Origin of the sequence: Nostoc sp. UHCC 0302 (assembly GCF_038096175.1) — a bacterium.
Taxonomy (GTDB): domain Bacteria; phylum Cyanobacteriota; class Cyanobacteriia; order Cyanobacteriales; family Nostocaceae; genus UHCC-0302.
Map to the genome: position 1 here is coordinate 4,163,967 of NZ_CP151099.1, position 14,535 is coordinate 4,178,501.

Here is a 14,535-nt window from a genome sequence, read left to right on the forward strand (position 1 = left end):
ACATAAAAAAATCATTAGCTATACACAAATCAGCGGTACCTTCCGTAGAGCTACCGCTAACGCACTATAGAAAAAAGTAAATGAGTACAACACGCAAGCTTCGATTAGGTGCATTTATTCAAGCCACCGGCCACCACATTGCCGCTTGGCGACACCCAGATTCACAAGCAGATGCTGGATTAAATTTTGAGCATTACAAGGAAATTACCCAGACTGCCGAACGCGGCTTATTCGATGCAGTTTTTCTTGCCGATAGCCCCAGCCTACAAGACAATGGTGAACCGGAGGTGCAGCAGCGTAACGGCAAATTAGCTAAATTCGAGCCAGTGACGCTATTTTCTGCACTCGCCCCATTAACTAAACATATTGGCTTTATTGCGACTGCTTCGACCACTTATGAAGAACCCTATACCCTGGCACGTAAGTTTGCCTCTCTTGACTACCTGAGTAACGGTCGGGCTGGATGGAATGTAGTCACCACAGGTAATGAGAACGCCGCAGCTAATTTCGGACTTGAGCATCACCCAGAACACAGCCAGCGTTATGAGCGTGCTGAAGAGTTTGTGGAAGTAGTAAAAGGATTGTGGGATAGCTGGGAAGATGATGCCTTCATCCGTGACAAAGAATCAGGTATTTATTTTGACCCGGACAAACTACATACGCTGAACCACAAAGGCAAACATTTTTCTGTAAAAGGGCCTTTGAACGTCGGTCGTCCGCCTCAAGGTTACCCAGTGATTGTGCAGGCTGGTGCTTCGGAAGTCGGTCGGGAGCTAGCAGCACAGACTGCTGAAGTTATTTTTACAGCCAATCAGACGCTGGAAGACGGGCAGGAATTTTATGCCGATGTTAAAGGTCGGTTGGCTAAATATGGCCGCCAGCCTGATGATCTGAAAATCATGCCGGGTGTATTCCCAGTGATTGGACGCACTGAAGAAGAAGCCCAGGAAAACTACGAATTCTTGCAATCGCTCATTCACCCATCAGTAGCATGGGGCTTACTCAAAACGCGTTATAAGGGCATAGATTTATCTGGCTATTCACTTGATGATCTAGCACCGCCGTTGCCCAACGATACCAACGGTGGTAAGAGCCGCCTCAAGTTGTTGACGGATCTCGTAAATCGCGGCAACCTAACGCTGCGCCAGTTGTATCTCTCTGTGGCTACCGCACGAGGCCATCGCACCATAGTTGGTAGTCCCGAAAGCATTGCTGACCAGCTAGAAGAATGGTTCAACAACGGTGCAGCAGACGGCTTTAATATCATGCCGCCAATCCTGCCCACAGGATTAGATGACTTCGTTAACCTGGTTATCCCCATCCTCCAGAAACGCGGACTGTTCCGTACTGAATATGAGGGTAGTACTTTGCGTGAAAACCTTGGTCTGCATCGTCCGGGTAATCGTTTTGCTGCCAAACAAGTGAATGAGAAATTGGCGTTGGTGTAAAGGAATTTTTCGCAGATGGATAAGCCATACCTTTTAAAGCTTAACTTCTGTAGATCGCCGCCCTACAGAACTTGTAAATCGTAGTTAGAAAAACACGATAAATCGCCGTTAGAAAGACGCGATAAATCGCAGTCTCTACAGAAAATCTATTCGTCAATCAGTCCTTGATGCACTACTAGCAGCATTGGATGTTAGGAAAAAGCTGTAATTTTTGAAAGGAAAAAAACATGACTGAATATAGCCGATTGAAGACTTCGCCCTCCGCCGCAATCAGAGCAACTCTTGATTATCCGGTAATCGACACCGATGTTCACACTAATGATTTCACTCCGGCTTTTGAGGATTACATCGCTAATTACGGCGGTGCAAAACTCGTGGACGAATTACGCAAGGCGGAATCTTCTCGTCTAAACTCCAAGAGTGGTGGTAAAGACTGGTATCAACAAACTCCTGAAGAACGCCAATACAATCGCACAATTCGATCGCCTTGGTGGGCCAGAGTCACTCGCAACACGTTGGATCTCGCCACTTACACCCTTCCCGAACTGCTCTATGAACGTCAGGCGGAGCAAGGATCAGACTATTCTGTGCTGTTTCCCAACAATGTCCTCGCACCAGCTGGAGCAAGTCCAGAGAACCGTCAAGCACTGCAACGTGCGGTCAACCACTATCATGCTGATATCTACCGTAAATATAGCGATCGCCTAACCCCAGTTGCTGGCATTCCCATGAGTAATCCTCAAGAAGCCATTGAGGAGCTAGAGTTTGCAGTAAAAACACTAGGGTTAAAAGTAGCTAATATTCCTGGTGGTGTGAAACGGCCGATTAAAGCGATCGCCGATAAGTATCCAGCTGATCAATTCCCCGAAATCGCCAAGTATGCTTCTTATATCGACTTTTACGGATTGGATAGTGAATACGACTACGATCCTTTCTGGGCTAAGGTCGTCGAACTAGGTGTACCCGTCACTACCCATTACGGCAGTCAGGGTTGGACTGGACGCTCCTCGATCAGTAACTACATGAACAACCATATCGGTCACTTCGCCGATGGTTCGCAAGCATTTGCCAAGGCGCTGTTCTTTGGCGGTGTGACTAAGCGTTTTCCCCAATTACGAGTAGGTATGCTCGAAGGTGGTGCAGATTGGGGGGCGCACGTATACATTCATTTAGTGGATCGCTTCTCCAAGCGCAATCTCAAGGGGCTGCAAAACTATAACCCAGCACTCACGAATTCTGATGAGCTATTCGAGTTGTTTGAGCGCTTCGGTGGCGAAATTACTCAAGGGTATTCCCTCGACAAGGATGAATTGACCAAGAGTGTATTGGGATCTTCATTCAGCCGTCATAGCCGTCAGCCAGTTGGTAGCGAGTTGGAGGATTTTGCAGCAGCAGGCATTGAAAAAATTGAGGACATCCGCGATCGCTGGGTGAACAGTTTCTTCTTTGGTTCCGAGTCTGACGACCGTACAATAGCAGCAGCATTCAACAACAAAGCTAATCCGTTGGGTGTCAAGATCAACGCGATCTATTCTTCAGATGTTGGCCACTGGGATGTGCCTGATCTTACCGCTCCGCTAGCTGAAAGCTGGGATCTCGTGAAAGAAGGCGTTATTTCCGAAGCTGACTTCAAGTCTTATGTATTCGCTAATCCTTACAAGTTCTACACCGAAGCCAACCCTGATTTCTTTAAGGGTACGGCGATTGAATCCAAAGTAAGTAACATCGAATCCCAACAAGCAGATAAGAGTTTGGTGGTGAGGTAAAAGGGAAAGGAAAACATTTAATTCAAATGGCACTAAGAAAAGATGAAACCCTCGCTAGGGCTAGGTGTAGGGGTGTAAGAGTGTAGGAGAATGGCACTAAGTTAAGCGTAAACCCCTTATATAACTGGCTTTTGGGTGTGGGGTGTGGGGTGTGGGGTGTAGGGTGTGGGAAATCAAGAAAATGTTGAACTCCTTGACGCAACTAAAGTTTAATTGTCTTAAACACCACACCCTACACCCTACCCCCAACACCCTGCCAAGCGCGAGATTTCACGTTTTCTTAGTGACATTCGAGTATAGGATAAAAGCAAATACTTTGTATCTTAATTTATCTCGCTAATTCTTTCCCCTACGCCCAAAAAGCAGCCAGCCATATTAGGGGCGCTTTTCTTAGTGCTATTCCCTTTAATTCCTTCTACTTGCTTCTTTCCCTCAGTTCTTATCCCCATTAGTGAGGACACAGCCAGCCAAGGTGGTCGTCTAAGTCTGCATAGTACGCACGGAATTAGGTACTGGGGAGGCAAGGGGGACAAAGAGGCAAAGGAAATACCCAATCACCAGTTCCCAATCCCCAATCCCCAATCCCCAACATGACGTTACCAACTACTAATCTCGGCAAAACCGGATTGACCGTTTCGCGCCTCTGTCTTGGCACGATGACCTTCGGATTGCAGACCGACGAAGAAACTTCTAGGCATATTCTTGACACCGCCGCCGCAGAGCGTTATCAAGAACGCTATTGGCACGATCGCGAATTTAATACTGTTGAGGCTTTACGCACAGTGGCGGATCTAGCTGGATTGTCGCTCACCACTATAGCGGTAGCTTGGGTTCTGTCTAATCCCATTATTACTGCCCCCATTATTGGCGCTAGCCGCCCAGAACAACTTACAGACAACCTGAAAGCAGTGGAACTAAAACTCGACGACAATTTGAAACAAAAGCTAGACGAACTAACTGCTGAATACCGAAGGGGAGATTCTCTTCGTTAGGAATAAATATTTCCTAACCTGCTCAAGTAGGATTTAGGTAATAACTCTCTGAAACTTTTATCAAAACAGAATAAAGGCGTCAGTCGCCAGAATGGGCTGCGCCCCGCTACGCTAACAGAATTGAATTCTGTGTGACATTTCGACTGGCGGTAGTTGAATCTCGACTTCGCTCGATTTCCGCGCACTTGTGCTGAGCGTAGTCGAAACTCAAGGCATCGCTTCTGAATTCTTCTTCAATTCTTTTCCTGTCGGAGACCAAGGCTTAGCTTGCTTCTCCGTAGGAGTATGTGTCCTATGCCTTTAAAAGTTTGGGCGGAGCAAGCCTCCGCCCAAACTTTTCGCATTTTTATTTATGTTCTGTTGGATTTCTAGCCAGTTGTAGAGCGGTGACTCAACGCTTTTGAGTACTGTAGAAATTATGTAGAGTAGTTCTACAGCACTCAATCAACAACTGGCAGAGGGCGGGACAATTTATGCAGGGGTTTTGGCTGTGTTTATCTCACAACTTCTTCACTGTCTCGCTCTGTTGATAGGTCTATTAAAACTGCAAGTGAAAAAGATAAGTTGCCAAATTGCCGAAATCTGTAATTCATCTTATGCTTAAGCGCTGGGAGCTTGAGAACGCAGCAGTGGGATTTTGATTGACGGCTGCTGACTGATTAGCTTTTGCACCTGAGCCTGAATGTATTCTAAAAACAGTTTCTCTGGCTGCTTGGCTTGTTCAAAGATAACCCTCGCGGTAAGCGCAGCCTACGGTTCTAATGATTCCTTGAACACAGAACCGCTTTGTCAGAGTTTAGTCTGCTTTCCAGAACGCGATGTTAAATAATTCTCTAGACATAGTTTATGCTTGCTAAAAAGCATCATTTTTAACATAAAGTCACTCTATAGATATTTTATAGAATAGACTTTTTAGTAGATGTTTACACTTGAGACTAGTTATATGTTAAGAGTATCTAAATATTACATAATATCCTACAAAAAAAGGAGTTTTATATGCTAACGGCTGTGATTTTTTTTGCTAGCTATACTGCAATATCTGCGTTATTTATTTCTACTGTTGAATAAACTTGTAGGCTACAACGTTTTATCCTTTTCGATTGTCATTCGTACTTCCATCTCTTACCTCGGTTTGTTTCGCCGGGGTTTTCTATTTGAATTGCCAAAAAGCTTAATTTATACAAGCATCAAGAATTTGTACAGTTGTCCATTTTTGCTTTGAAAAAATTCAAAACGGGCTTAAAAGCTGTATATATAGGTAGAAAATGCATTGTTTCAGAACAATAGAGTACCTGCTGTGGTCATGCAAATAGTAAACAGAGATTTTCCCAAATACAATCTTAATTAAAGCTTTATAAGAGGAATAAAAGCCTGTAGCTTAGAAATTAAATCTTCTACAGTAGATGCAAAACAACTGAAAAGATAAACATGGCCACAGAAAATAGAATCGAACCTCGGCAAGTCGGCTCTACAGGTCTAGCTGTTTTCCCGCTAGCTCTCGGATGTATGGGTATGTCCGGTATGTACGGTTTGGCAGACGACAACGAAAGTATCGCCACTATCCATGCAGGTCTCGACCAAGGCATCACATTACTGGATACTGGCGATTTCTATGGCACTGGGCATAATGAAATGCTAATTGGTCGTGCGCTCAAAGATCGCCGAGACAAAGCTCTGTTGTCTGTGAAATTTGGTGCTTTGCGTTCTCCTGATGGAGGATGGATTGGGATCGATACGCGTCCAAGTTCGGTAAAAAACTTTGCAACTTATAGCCTTACCCGGTTGGGAGTTGATCATATTGATATCTACCGCCCAGCCCGGCTAGATCCGCAGGTTCCGATTGAGGACACCATCGGCGCGATCGCTGAACTTGTGACGGCTGGCTATGTCAGATATATCGGACTTTCGGAGGTGGGAGTTGACACTATCCGTCGCGCACACGCTGTTCACCCCATTAGTGACCTTCAAATTGAGTACTCCCTGATTAGCCGTAGCCCTGAAACCGAGATATTTTCTGTACTGGAAGAACTTGGCATTGGTGTGACTGCCTATGGTGTGCTTTCACGAGGATTGCTGAGTGGCTCAAATCCAGCTACACAGGGTGACTTCCGTGCCTACTTACCACGTTTCAGCTCAGAAAACCTAGCCCAAAACCAGCGCCTCGTCGAAGAGCTAAAGCAATTTGCTGCCAATAAGGGGGTTCTTCCTTCGCAGTTAGCTATTGCCTGGGTACTTGCGAAAAGTAAAAACATTGTTCCGGTAATTGGCGCCCGGAAGCGAAGCCAACTTGACGAATCGTTGGCAGCTGTTCATGTGAACTTATCACCAGAAGTTTGAGCCGTATTGAAGCAGCGATTCCCGCATCAGCGATCGCTGGAACCCGTTATGATGAACACCAGATGAAGATGCTCGACAGTGAATGGTAATGCTGTAAACAGCTTTGTTTTCCTGAGCAAAAAATTGGATTCAGCCGCCAAGTAAACCATTGGCTTTGTTCTACTTGGCAGATGCCTTTTTGTAGACAAGCTGAACTTCATGAGTATGTTAAAAAGTTAGTAGCAGATTTAGCAACAAAATCTCGTGTTGCTAAATTGACATCGGGTAGCACAATTGAAACAGGAGCTTTGGCTGTGTTTCTCTGACAACACCGATATACAATTAGATAGGTTTATAAAAATTAACAATGGTAGAACGCCCAATCAAAAAATCGGAACGTCAGGCTCAAGCAAACACTGACAACAATTCCGAAAATTTGGATTCTGTGCCTCTTGAATCCAATCCCAAAAACTCAAAACCAAACGCTAATCGCTCATTTGGTAAAGGAAAAAAAGCATCCTTTGGAGATGAAAAAAAGCAACAGGTTAATCCTGCACTGGCGCGTGGCCCGAGACCTGTTAAACCTAAAATCAATGTCAAAACAGAGCCTGAAACTGAATCAGACTCAATCTCTGAAGACCCTCAAGATTAACATTTTACGTAAAGTTCGCAGCCAAGCACTTTGATCACTTAATCAAAGTGCTTGGCTGCTACTTTTTTTAATGCTGCCTCCAAAAGACTGATAAATTTTGATAGGCGATCGCTCAAATTGACATATTTTATCTAAACTGGGTATCTTGCTCCATTCTCAATACCTGTAGGGTGGGCAGTTCCTACAACGTAAAAATAAGCGTTTGAGCGTATGGCAAGCATTGCCCACCCTACAGAGCATCTAGTAGATTTTGATCTAAAAATAGCAGATTACTTATTGCCAGCTCCAGGCTCAGTCAGCTGGCGGTGCAGTTCAGAATTAACTGTATCAGGTAAGACTTTGCTCACAGCCCCCTGAAGCTTTGTTTTGAGTGAGCCGGCAATCACATCGTCTTTACCTGCCATCAAGGCCTCGAAACCTTGCTTGGCGACAATAGCCGGATCGTCCTTTTGACTCTCACCTACTTTGGTGTCGTCCATACCTGCGCGGTGGAAGAAGTTGGTATCAGTCGGCCCAGGCATAAGCGCGGTGACGGTAACGCCGGTGTCCTTCAACTCGTTGCGTAGCCCTTCTGAAAAAGAGTGTACAAAAGCTTTAGAAGCTGCATAGACTGCCTCAAACGGGCCAGGCATCAGGGCGGCAATCGACGATGTGAAGAGGATTCGACCCTTGCCGCGCTCGACCATATCCTTGACCACCCGTTTGGCCAGATGTACAGATGACACAACATTCAGGTTGATAAGATTAAGTTCGTCCTTCAGGTCGGTCTCACGAGCGAAATCACCGCCAACACCGACACCTGCATTGATAGCGATCGCCTCCACTGGTCGCCCAGTTGCCTTAATCTGGTTGTAGAGTGTCTCAACACCATCATAGGTAGTGAGATCAGCTTGTACCGTCTCGACCTTGGTATCCAGATCCTCAAAGGCTTGAGCAGTTTCGTTAATGCTCGATCCGGTGGCTGTAACTAGAAGATCAAAACCGTTTTGAGCAAACTGTTTAGCAAGTTCGTAGCCGATGCCGTTGGATGCACCTGTCACGACAGCCAGGGGTCGAGTTACCAAACTATTCATAACCGTCCAAACTCCTATGTAATTGCTCCACATTCACTTGCTATAGCTTACTTGTGTCTCGCTACCGTTGTGGATGTGGGCTTTCAACCCTTATTATCTTAGGGAGCTAGGGGTGTGATTGCGTCTTTCCCGGGAAGTATTGCTAGTGTGTCTTTAAGGTTACTTTCTTATAGTTACGTATATATTTCTGCTGTTGCCAAAGAGTATGTAATTAGTTGGTGGCAGTGTAGATCAACCATTAGTTATCAATAAAAATAACACTTAAGATGGGTTCAATTTTCTCTAGCAAAGTTATACCAATTTGAAAAAAGAATGTGACAAATAAACCATGCTGTAGAGACGCGATTCATCGCGTCTTCACCCAAGGATGTGTTGCAATCATTAATTGAATTGGTATTAGAGGATGTCTGAAAAGTATCTTAAAAACATAAAAATTATTAAAGCCTAACCCCCAAATCCCCAATGCTCTAAGGGAAGGGGACAATTCAAAACCTCTCTCCGAAGCGGAGAGAGGTTAAAAGTATATTTTTAAACTTTTCAGACGTCTTCTTAGAAGTTATTGAAATTCGTTCCAATTCCCATACTGATGGTACAGCTAGGTCGTTTTCTAGCAAGATATTCTTGTAAAGCACCTTCAGTAACAACTCTTCGTCCATTTTGCTTGCGAGTGGAAAGCTGACCTGAGTGCAGGATTTGGTGGAATCTATTCTGATCTACCCCTAAACGTTTGGCTGCTTCACTAGACGAGATTCCACGATTTAACATACTTTAATTTTCCTAATTTTGGATTGTATTTTTGGAGCCTGAGATAGTCTTATTTACATTCCAGCATGATGCCTATATCTTAGAAAAAATTTTAACCTTATTGAGTAATTTTTCTAGCCAAAAAGTTAAGAAAGTATTAAATATACCTACTAAAAGGATAAATTTAAAATAATACTTCGCTAAAAACAAAGGTATTCTTTATTACTAAAGCTGATAGATTGAACTTTTTCTAGACTCAATTTTTATTCCTTCTGATAATGCTTTTTTAGATTTTTTTATTTTAAAATATTATGAAATATAATAACGCGTCTCTAACCGATAATTAATCCTGTCTTGATTTTTACAGTGAAATTGGAGTGAAAAGTAATATAGAGGTATTGACAAATACAGCAGCCCTAAATCAATTTTGAGAAAATAATAAAGTTGTGAATGCAACTAAGTATTGGGTGCAAAATATGGATGCGTTTGTTAACTGAATTTATCGCAAACAATCGATGATTTTGTCAAATCAAACGCGCACTTACGCACAAAATTATAAGGTAATTAAGATGACTTACGATTCCGATGATGTGCAAAAAATCCTTCAAATAGCACTCACTCGTAAACAGGAAGGTGAATTTTCACGAGAACAGCTTATAGAAATGGCATCCGAGTTGGGTATTTCTCCTAACATTTTGGAAAAAACTGAACAAAAGTGGTTAGCTGAACAAGAAGAAGAAGGCTTGCGGCACAAGTTTAATACTTTTAGACGCCGAGGCTTCCAATCACATTTTGTTACCTTCTTCGCAGTGAATTTATTCTTAGTTGTCTTGAATTTAATAACTAGTCCTAGTTATTTTTGGGCTATATTTCCAATATTAGGATGGGGCTTAGGACTGTTTTTACATTGGTGGAGTGTTTATCACAGTAAAACAGAGGATTACGAAATAGCTTTTCAGAAATGGCGCTCACAAACTTAACTTTTTTGACTTTAAAAAACGGAGATGCTCAGAAGATGTTTTAAGTTTTAAAAGCAATGAGTTTCTCTAAGCTCTGATCTGTATTATGATAATTTTTTGCAGCGTTCGTTTCACTTGATTGCTAGAAGTGAAGGCGATCGCTTTTTTTTGAGAGGAGATAGCGTGACCTCACCTATAGATGCTTTCTGGCTCAGTCGCCCTTCCACAGAGGTTGCGCCCGCACTAATTGGTTGTACCCTCGTCCGCCAAATGCCAGATGGACTAGTTATTCGGGGTCTGATTGTTGAAACTGAAGCCTATACATCCAATGACCCTGCGATGCACGCCTATCGTGGACGCACCAAACGAAACCAAGTGATGTTCGGCCCCGCAGGTAGGGCATATGTGTATCAGATATACGGAAGCTACTACTGTCTAAACATCGTAACTGACCAAGATGAAGTCGCGAGTGCTGTTCTCATCCGTGCGCTGATGCTAGAGAGCATTCCTCCCTGGATTTCTTCTTCAGACAAACTAAAACTCCATCGAATTGCTGCTGGCCCTGGGAAGCTCTGCCGCGCACTGATGATTGATGTCACCTTGAACACTACACAACTTCAACCAGGACAAGCATTATGGTTAGAACATCGTGATTCTCAGTTCCAGCAACAGCTAGAACAAGAGGATTTAACCCTAATACAAACTATTCGTATCGGCTTGACTAAAGGCGTAGATTTACCTTGGCGCTGGTACTTGTCTAACTGTCCTGCTGTATCTAAAACAGTAAGCAGCAACAGGACTTTAAAGCTTACCTAGTAGTCTGTCTCATTAGTTTTGAGAGGGTTGAGAAACGAACCGCATACTCCTACGGAGAAGCAAGCTACGCGTTAGCGTCTCCCCTTATCCCAAAGGACTACGGTGTACAACCAGAGAACACATTTTTTGCCGCTCAGCGACCGGTCATTTGCTCCAGCTTTTCGGGGTATCGAGCTCCTTGCACCGTGATCTTGGAGGCGGCGTCATCAATGTCACGCAGATCATCGGGTGTGAGTTCGACTGAGACTGCCCCGATGTTTTCGTCTAAGCGATGCAGCTTCGTAGTGCCTGGGATCGGAACAATCCACGGCTTCTGGGCTAGCAGCCAGGCGATCGCAATCTGAGCAGGTGTAGCCTGCTTCTGTTCGGCGATGCTGCCAAGCAGATTAATCAGGGACTGATTCGCCTTGAGAGCCTCCGGGGTGAAGCGAGGTAGGGTACTGCGGAAGTCGGAACTGTCGAAGGTTGTGCTTTCGTCAATCTTGCCAGTGAGAAAGCCCTTGCCCAGTGGGCTGTACGGAACAAAGCCGATTCCAAGTTCCTCAAGGGTTGGTATCACTTCCTTTTCAGGAGTCCTCGTCCAGAGGGAATATTCGCTCTGGAGAGCCGTGATCGGCTGAACCGCGTGTGCGCAACGAATCGTTTGTACTCCTGCTTCAGAGAGTCCAAAGTGCTTCACCTTACCTGACTGAATTAGTTCCTTCACTGCTCCAGCCACGTCTTCGATCGGCACGTTCGGGTCAACCCGGTGCTGATAGAGCAGGTCGATCGCCTCCACCTTGAGTCGCTTGAGCGAACCCTCCACAGCTTCCTTAATATGCTCCGGTCGGCTATTCAGTCCGGGTGAACCCTTCATGCCACGGGGATCGGAATTCGGACTGATGTCGAACCCGAATTTGGTGGCGATGACCACTTGGTCGCGGAAGGGAGCGAGGGCTTCACCCACAAGCTCTTCGTTTAGGAACGGGCCGTAGACCTCGGCGGTGTCAAAGAATGTAATGCCGCGATCAAAGGCAGCCCGAAGAAGAGCGGTCATCTCTTGTGTGTTTTTGGGTGGGCCATAAGAAAAGCTCATTCCCATGCAGCCCAGCCCGATCACCGAGACTTCCAAATTACTGTTTCCAAGTTTGCGCTTTTGCATTTTTTGAACTCCTGTCTTTGAGTTAAAGGTCAGAATTGTCATTCATAAATAAACGACCCAGATTGAAATTGTGGCCGCTACCGTGCGGCACGCCAACATACCTGATCGCTCCACCGGGACGTGCAATGCCGATCGCTGTTGCCATTGCAGACTCACTGCCCACACACTCAAGTACCGACTCTGCGCCACCTTGAGTCATCTCTCTCACAGCCGCGATGGGCTACGCCCCGCCGTAGGCGATCGCACTCAGCCTAACCACCAGCACTATCCTTACCAAAGCTGCGCGGTTGGGCCAATTGTAAATTCGTTCACGTTTGTGTCTTCTGGCTGGTCAATCGCAAACGCCACAACATTGGCTACTCGATCTGGTGAGATGCCATATTGCTCATACAACTCTGTCATTTTTTCAGCCACATCTTGGTCAGTAATCTGATTTAACAACTCAGTGTTAATTGCAGCAGGATAAATTGTCGCAGTACGAATGTTAGTTCCCTCTTGAGCAGACTCCATGCGTAGAACTTCCATGAAATCGCGCACGAACCATTTCGTCCCACCATACACTGCACCACCTGGATAAGCTTTTAATCCAGCAACCGATGAAGTTGTGATAACATGCCCAGACTTTTGGCTAATAAAAGTTGGCAACACAGCAGCGATACCATTTAGTACACCCTTGATATTGATATCAACTGTTTGATTCCATTCATCAGTTTTAAATGCAGAAAGTGGAGAATTTGGCATTATGCCAGCGTTCAAGAAAATAACATCGACGCCTCCAAATCTTTCCTTGGCAAGCTTGACGATTTCAGCGTTATCAGATGGGTTAACTACATCCATCGCTTGATAGACTGCTTGTCCGCCATCTCTTTGAATTTCATCAACCAGTTGTCTCAATTGGTGCTCGCGTCGCGCGCCCAATACGACTTTAGCGCCTTTGCTTGCAAGCAATTTCGCAGTTGCTTCACCAATGCCTGATGATGCGCCGGTAATAATCACAACTTTGTCTTTAATCATCTTATTCCTCTTTTTGTTGAGTAACTATTGAGTTCTGCAAGAGCGGACTTCTGAGCGGGTGCTTGGGAGTTCTTATGCGAGGCGCGCGTTTTGTCGAGCGCAACTGCCGCCGTCGTGCCGATTGCACTAATCAAGAAGGGTAGTATAACGAGGTGTTTCATTGAGTTCTCCAAATGTTGCCTGGCGGGATCTCCACTCACTGCAACGGTGTCACGGTTGGCGACGAACAATCACTGCACCGTTTGACCGCCATCGACGACCAAGGCGTGTCCGACGATGAAGGCAGCCGCGTCTGAACACAGCCAGACAACGGCATTGGCAATCTCTTCGGGTTGACCCATCCGTCCGATCGGCTCCTCTGCAATTACCTGCTTGCGTCCTTCAGCAGTACCGCCAGTGAAGCGATCCATCATCGGTGTGTCAATGTAACCAGGGGCAACGGCGTTGACGCGGATGTTCTGCGAGGCATAGTCGAGAGCCGCCGACTTGGTGAGTCCGATCACACCGTGTTTTGCGGCGGTGTATGCGGCTCCGCCCTTGATGCCTATGACCCCGGCACCCGATGATGTGTTCACGATCGCGCCGCCGCCTTGCTTGAGTAGCAGTGGAATTTCATACTTCATGCACAGAAAAACACCGCGCAGATCGATGTCTACGATCCGATCCCACTCTTCCTCTTCGATTTCCGCTGTTGCTTTATTTTTCTGCTCCACACCGGCGTTGTTGAAGGCAAAGTCCAGCCGCCCGAAGGTCTCGATGGTCTTGGAAAGAGCCGCCTTCACGTCCTCGCTTCGTGTCACATCACACTTGAGGGCGATCGCTCGTCCGCCGAGTTCTTCGATCATGTGTACCGTTTCTTGATTGCCCTGTTCTGAAACGTCAGCGACCACTACATTAGCACCCTCACGGGCAAATGCTAGCGCCGTAGCTCGACCGATGCCGTTCGCTGCTCCAGTTACAAACGCAACTTTTCCTGTGTAGTTTCCATTCTCGTTCGTTGTCATGATTTTTTTCCTTTAATTCTTTACCTAACAAGGTCTTAAAACCACCAGATGCGAAGATCAGTTGGGATACTGCTCGTCGCTGACATGCTCCAGCCAGTCCACAGGCTTACCATCGAGCCATTCCTGAATAGCGATGTGCGTCATCGCCGTGGTTGTTGTAGCACCGTGCCAATGCTTCTCACCCGGCGAGATCCAAATCGCGTCCCCCGGTCGAATTTCCTCGATCAAGCCGCCCCAGCGCTGTACGAAACCACAGCCAGCCGTCACGATCAAGGTTTGTCCCAACGGGTGGGTATGCCATGCTGTCCGAGCGCCAGGCTCAAACGTGACACTGGCTCCAGATGTGCGTGCTGGATCGTGCGCCTCGAAAAGAGGGTCAATGCGGACAGTGCCGGTAAAATACTCAGCCGACCCTTTGGCGGAAGGCTGTGAGCCACTTCTTTTGATGTCCATTTTCTTAATTCCTTCACTTGATGCAATTTTGGTGGCTAGCAGGCAAGTCTCTTGCCCAATCAAAACTGAGTTTTCTCTTGAATAAAAATCCAGAATGCTTATAAGAAGCCAAAATCATTTTTCATTGCTTTAGCTTCATTCTAAGAATCCTGAAGAA

General features: G+C 45.7%; 15 protein-coding genes. 8 read left to right on the plus strand and 7 right to left on the minus strand.

The annotated features are described in order from the left end of the window. The first annotated feature begins 80 nt into the window (after positions 1-80). The 6 genes from WKK05_RS18010 to WKK05_RS18035 all read left to right on the plus strand — a co-directional run bounded on the left by WKK05_RS18010 (position 81) and on the right by WKK05_RS18035 (position 7,174). Complete coding sequence (locus tag WKK05_RS18010) at positions 81-1,448, plus strand: LLM class flavin-dependent oxidoreductase (RefSeq protein WP_341530950.1); 1,368 nt, start codon at positions 81-83, stop codon at positions 1,446-1,448. Between the two features lie 227 nt (positions 1,449-1,675). After that, complete coding sequence (locus WKK05_RS18015; RefSeq protein WP_341530951.1) at positions 1,676-3,214, plus strand: amidohydrolase family protein; 1,539 nt, start codon at positions 1,676-1,678, stop codon at positions 3,212-3,214. 590 nt (positions 3,215-3,804) lie between these two features. Beyond that, a complete protein-coding gene (locus tag WKK05_RS18020; protein ID WP_341530952.1) occupies positions 3,805-4,206 on the plus strand; it encodes an aldo/keto reductase in 402 nt (133 codons plus the stop codon). 1,428 nt (positions 4,207-5,634) lie between these two features. Then, on the plus strand, positions 5,635-6,543 hold the full coding sequence (locus WKK05_RS18025) for an aldo/keto reductase (protein WP_341530953.1): 909 nt from the start codon (positions 5,635-5,637) through the stop codon (positions 6,541-6,543). Positions 6,544-6,713: 170 nt separating this feature from the next. Then, on the plus strand, positions 6,714-6,848 hold the full coding sequence (locus tag WKK05_RS18030; protein ID WP_341530954.1) for a hypothetical protein: 135 nt from the start codon (positions 6,714-6,716) through the stop codon (positions 6,846-6,848). A gap of 41 nt (positions 6,849-6,889) precedes the next feature. After that, positions 6,890-7,174 carry a hypothetical protein gene (locus WKK05_RS18035; protein ID WP_341530955.1) on the plus strand — a complete coding sequence of 95 codons (285 nt, stop codon included), beginning with the start codon at positions 6,890-6,892 and terminating at the stop codon, positions 7,172-7,174. Between the two features lie 269 nt (positions 7,175-7,443). On the opposite strand, the gene WKK05_RS18040 is transcribed toward WKK05_RS18035, so the two are convergent. Both WKK05_RS18040 and WKK05_RS18045 read right to left on the minus strand, forming a co-directional pair. Then, complete coding sequence (locus WKK05_RS18040) at positions 7,444-8,247, minus strand: SDR family NAD(P)-dependent oxidoreductase (protein ID WP_341530956.1); 804 nt, start codon at positions 8,245-8,247, stop codon at positions 7,444-7,446. Between the two features lie 549 nt (positions 8,248-8,796). Continuing rightward, positions 8,797-9,012 (minus strand): helix-turn-helix domain-containing protein, encoded by a 216-nt coding sequence (locus WKK05_RS18045; RefSeq protein WP_341530957.1) that lies wholly within the window; start codon positions 9,010-9,012, stop codon positions 8,797-8,799. Between the two features lie 548 nt (positions 9,013-9,560). Here WKK05_RS18045 and WKK05_RS18050 point away from each other — a divergent pair. Further along, on the plus strand, positions 9,561-9,971 hold the full coding sequence (locus WKK05_RS18050; protein ID WP_341530958.1) for a 2TM domain-containing protein: 411 nt from the start codon (positions 9,561-9,563) through the stop codon (positions 9,969-9,971). Positions 9,972-10,067: 96 nt separating this feature from the next. Next, the gene (locus tag WKK05_RS18055) at positions 10,068-10,766 is read left to right on the plus strand and encodes a DNA-3-methyladenine glycosylase (protein ID WP_341530959.1); all 699 of its coding nucleotides are present in this window, start codon (positions 10,068-10,070) and stop codon (positions 10,764-10,766) included. A gap of 133 nt (positions 10,767-10,899) precedes the next feature. Here the strand turns inward: WKK05_RS18055 and WKK05_RS18060 are convergent, their stop codons facing one another. From WKK05_RS18060 to WKK05_RS18080, 5 genes are all read right to left on the minus strand, one after another. Further along, positions 10,900-11,907, minus strand: a complete 1,008-nt coding sequence (locus WKK05_RS18060; RefSeq protein ID WP_341530960.1) for an aldo/keto reductase — start codon at positions 11,905-11,907, stop codon at positions 10,900-10,902. Between the two features lie 22 nt (positions 11,908-11,929). Continuing rightward, a complete protein-coding gene (locus tag WKK05_RS18065) occupies positions 11,930-12,106 on the minus strand; it encodes a zinc-binding dehydrogenase (protein WP_341530961.1) in 177 nt (58 codons plus the stop codon). A gap of 71 nt (positions 12,107-12,177) precedes the next feature. Further along, positions 12,178-12,921 carry an SDR family oxidoreductase gene (locus WKK05_RS18070; RefSeq protein ID WP_341530962.1) on the minus strand — a complete coding sequence of 248 codons (744 nt, stop codon included), beginning with the start codon at positions 12,919-12,921 and terminating at the stop codon, positions 12,178-12,180. Positions 12,922-13,151: 230 nt separating this feature from the next. Further along, the gene (locus WKK05_RS18075) at positions 13,152-13,925 is read right to left on the minus strand and encodes an SDR family oxidoreductase (protein WP_341530963.1); all 774 of its coding nucleotides are present in this window, start codon (positions 13,923-13,925) and stop codon (positions 13,152-13,154) included. 57 nt (positions 13,926-13,982) lie between these two features. Continuing rightward, positions 13,983-14,378: a cupin domain-containing protein gene (locus WKK05_RS18080; protein ID WP_341530964.1), complete on the minus strand. Its 396-nt coding sequence runs from the start codon at positions 14,376-14,378 to the stop codon at positions 13,983-13,985. Positions 14,379-14,535: the final 157 nt, after the last annotated feature.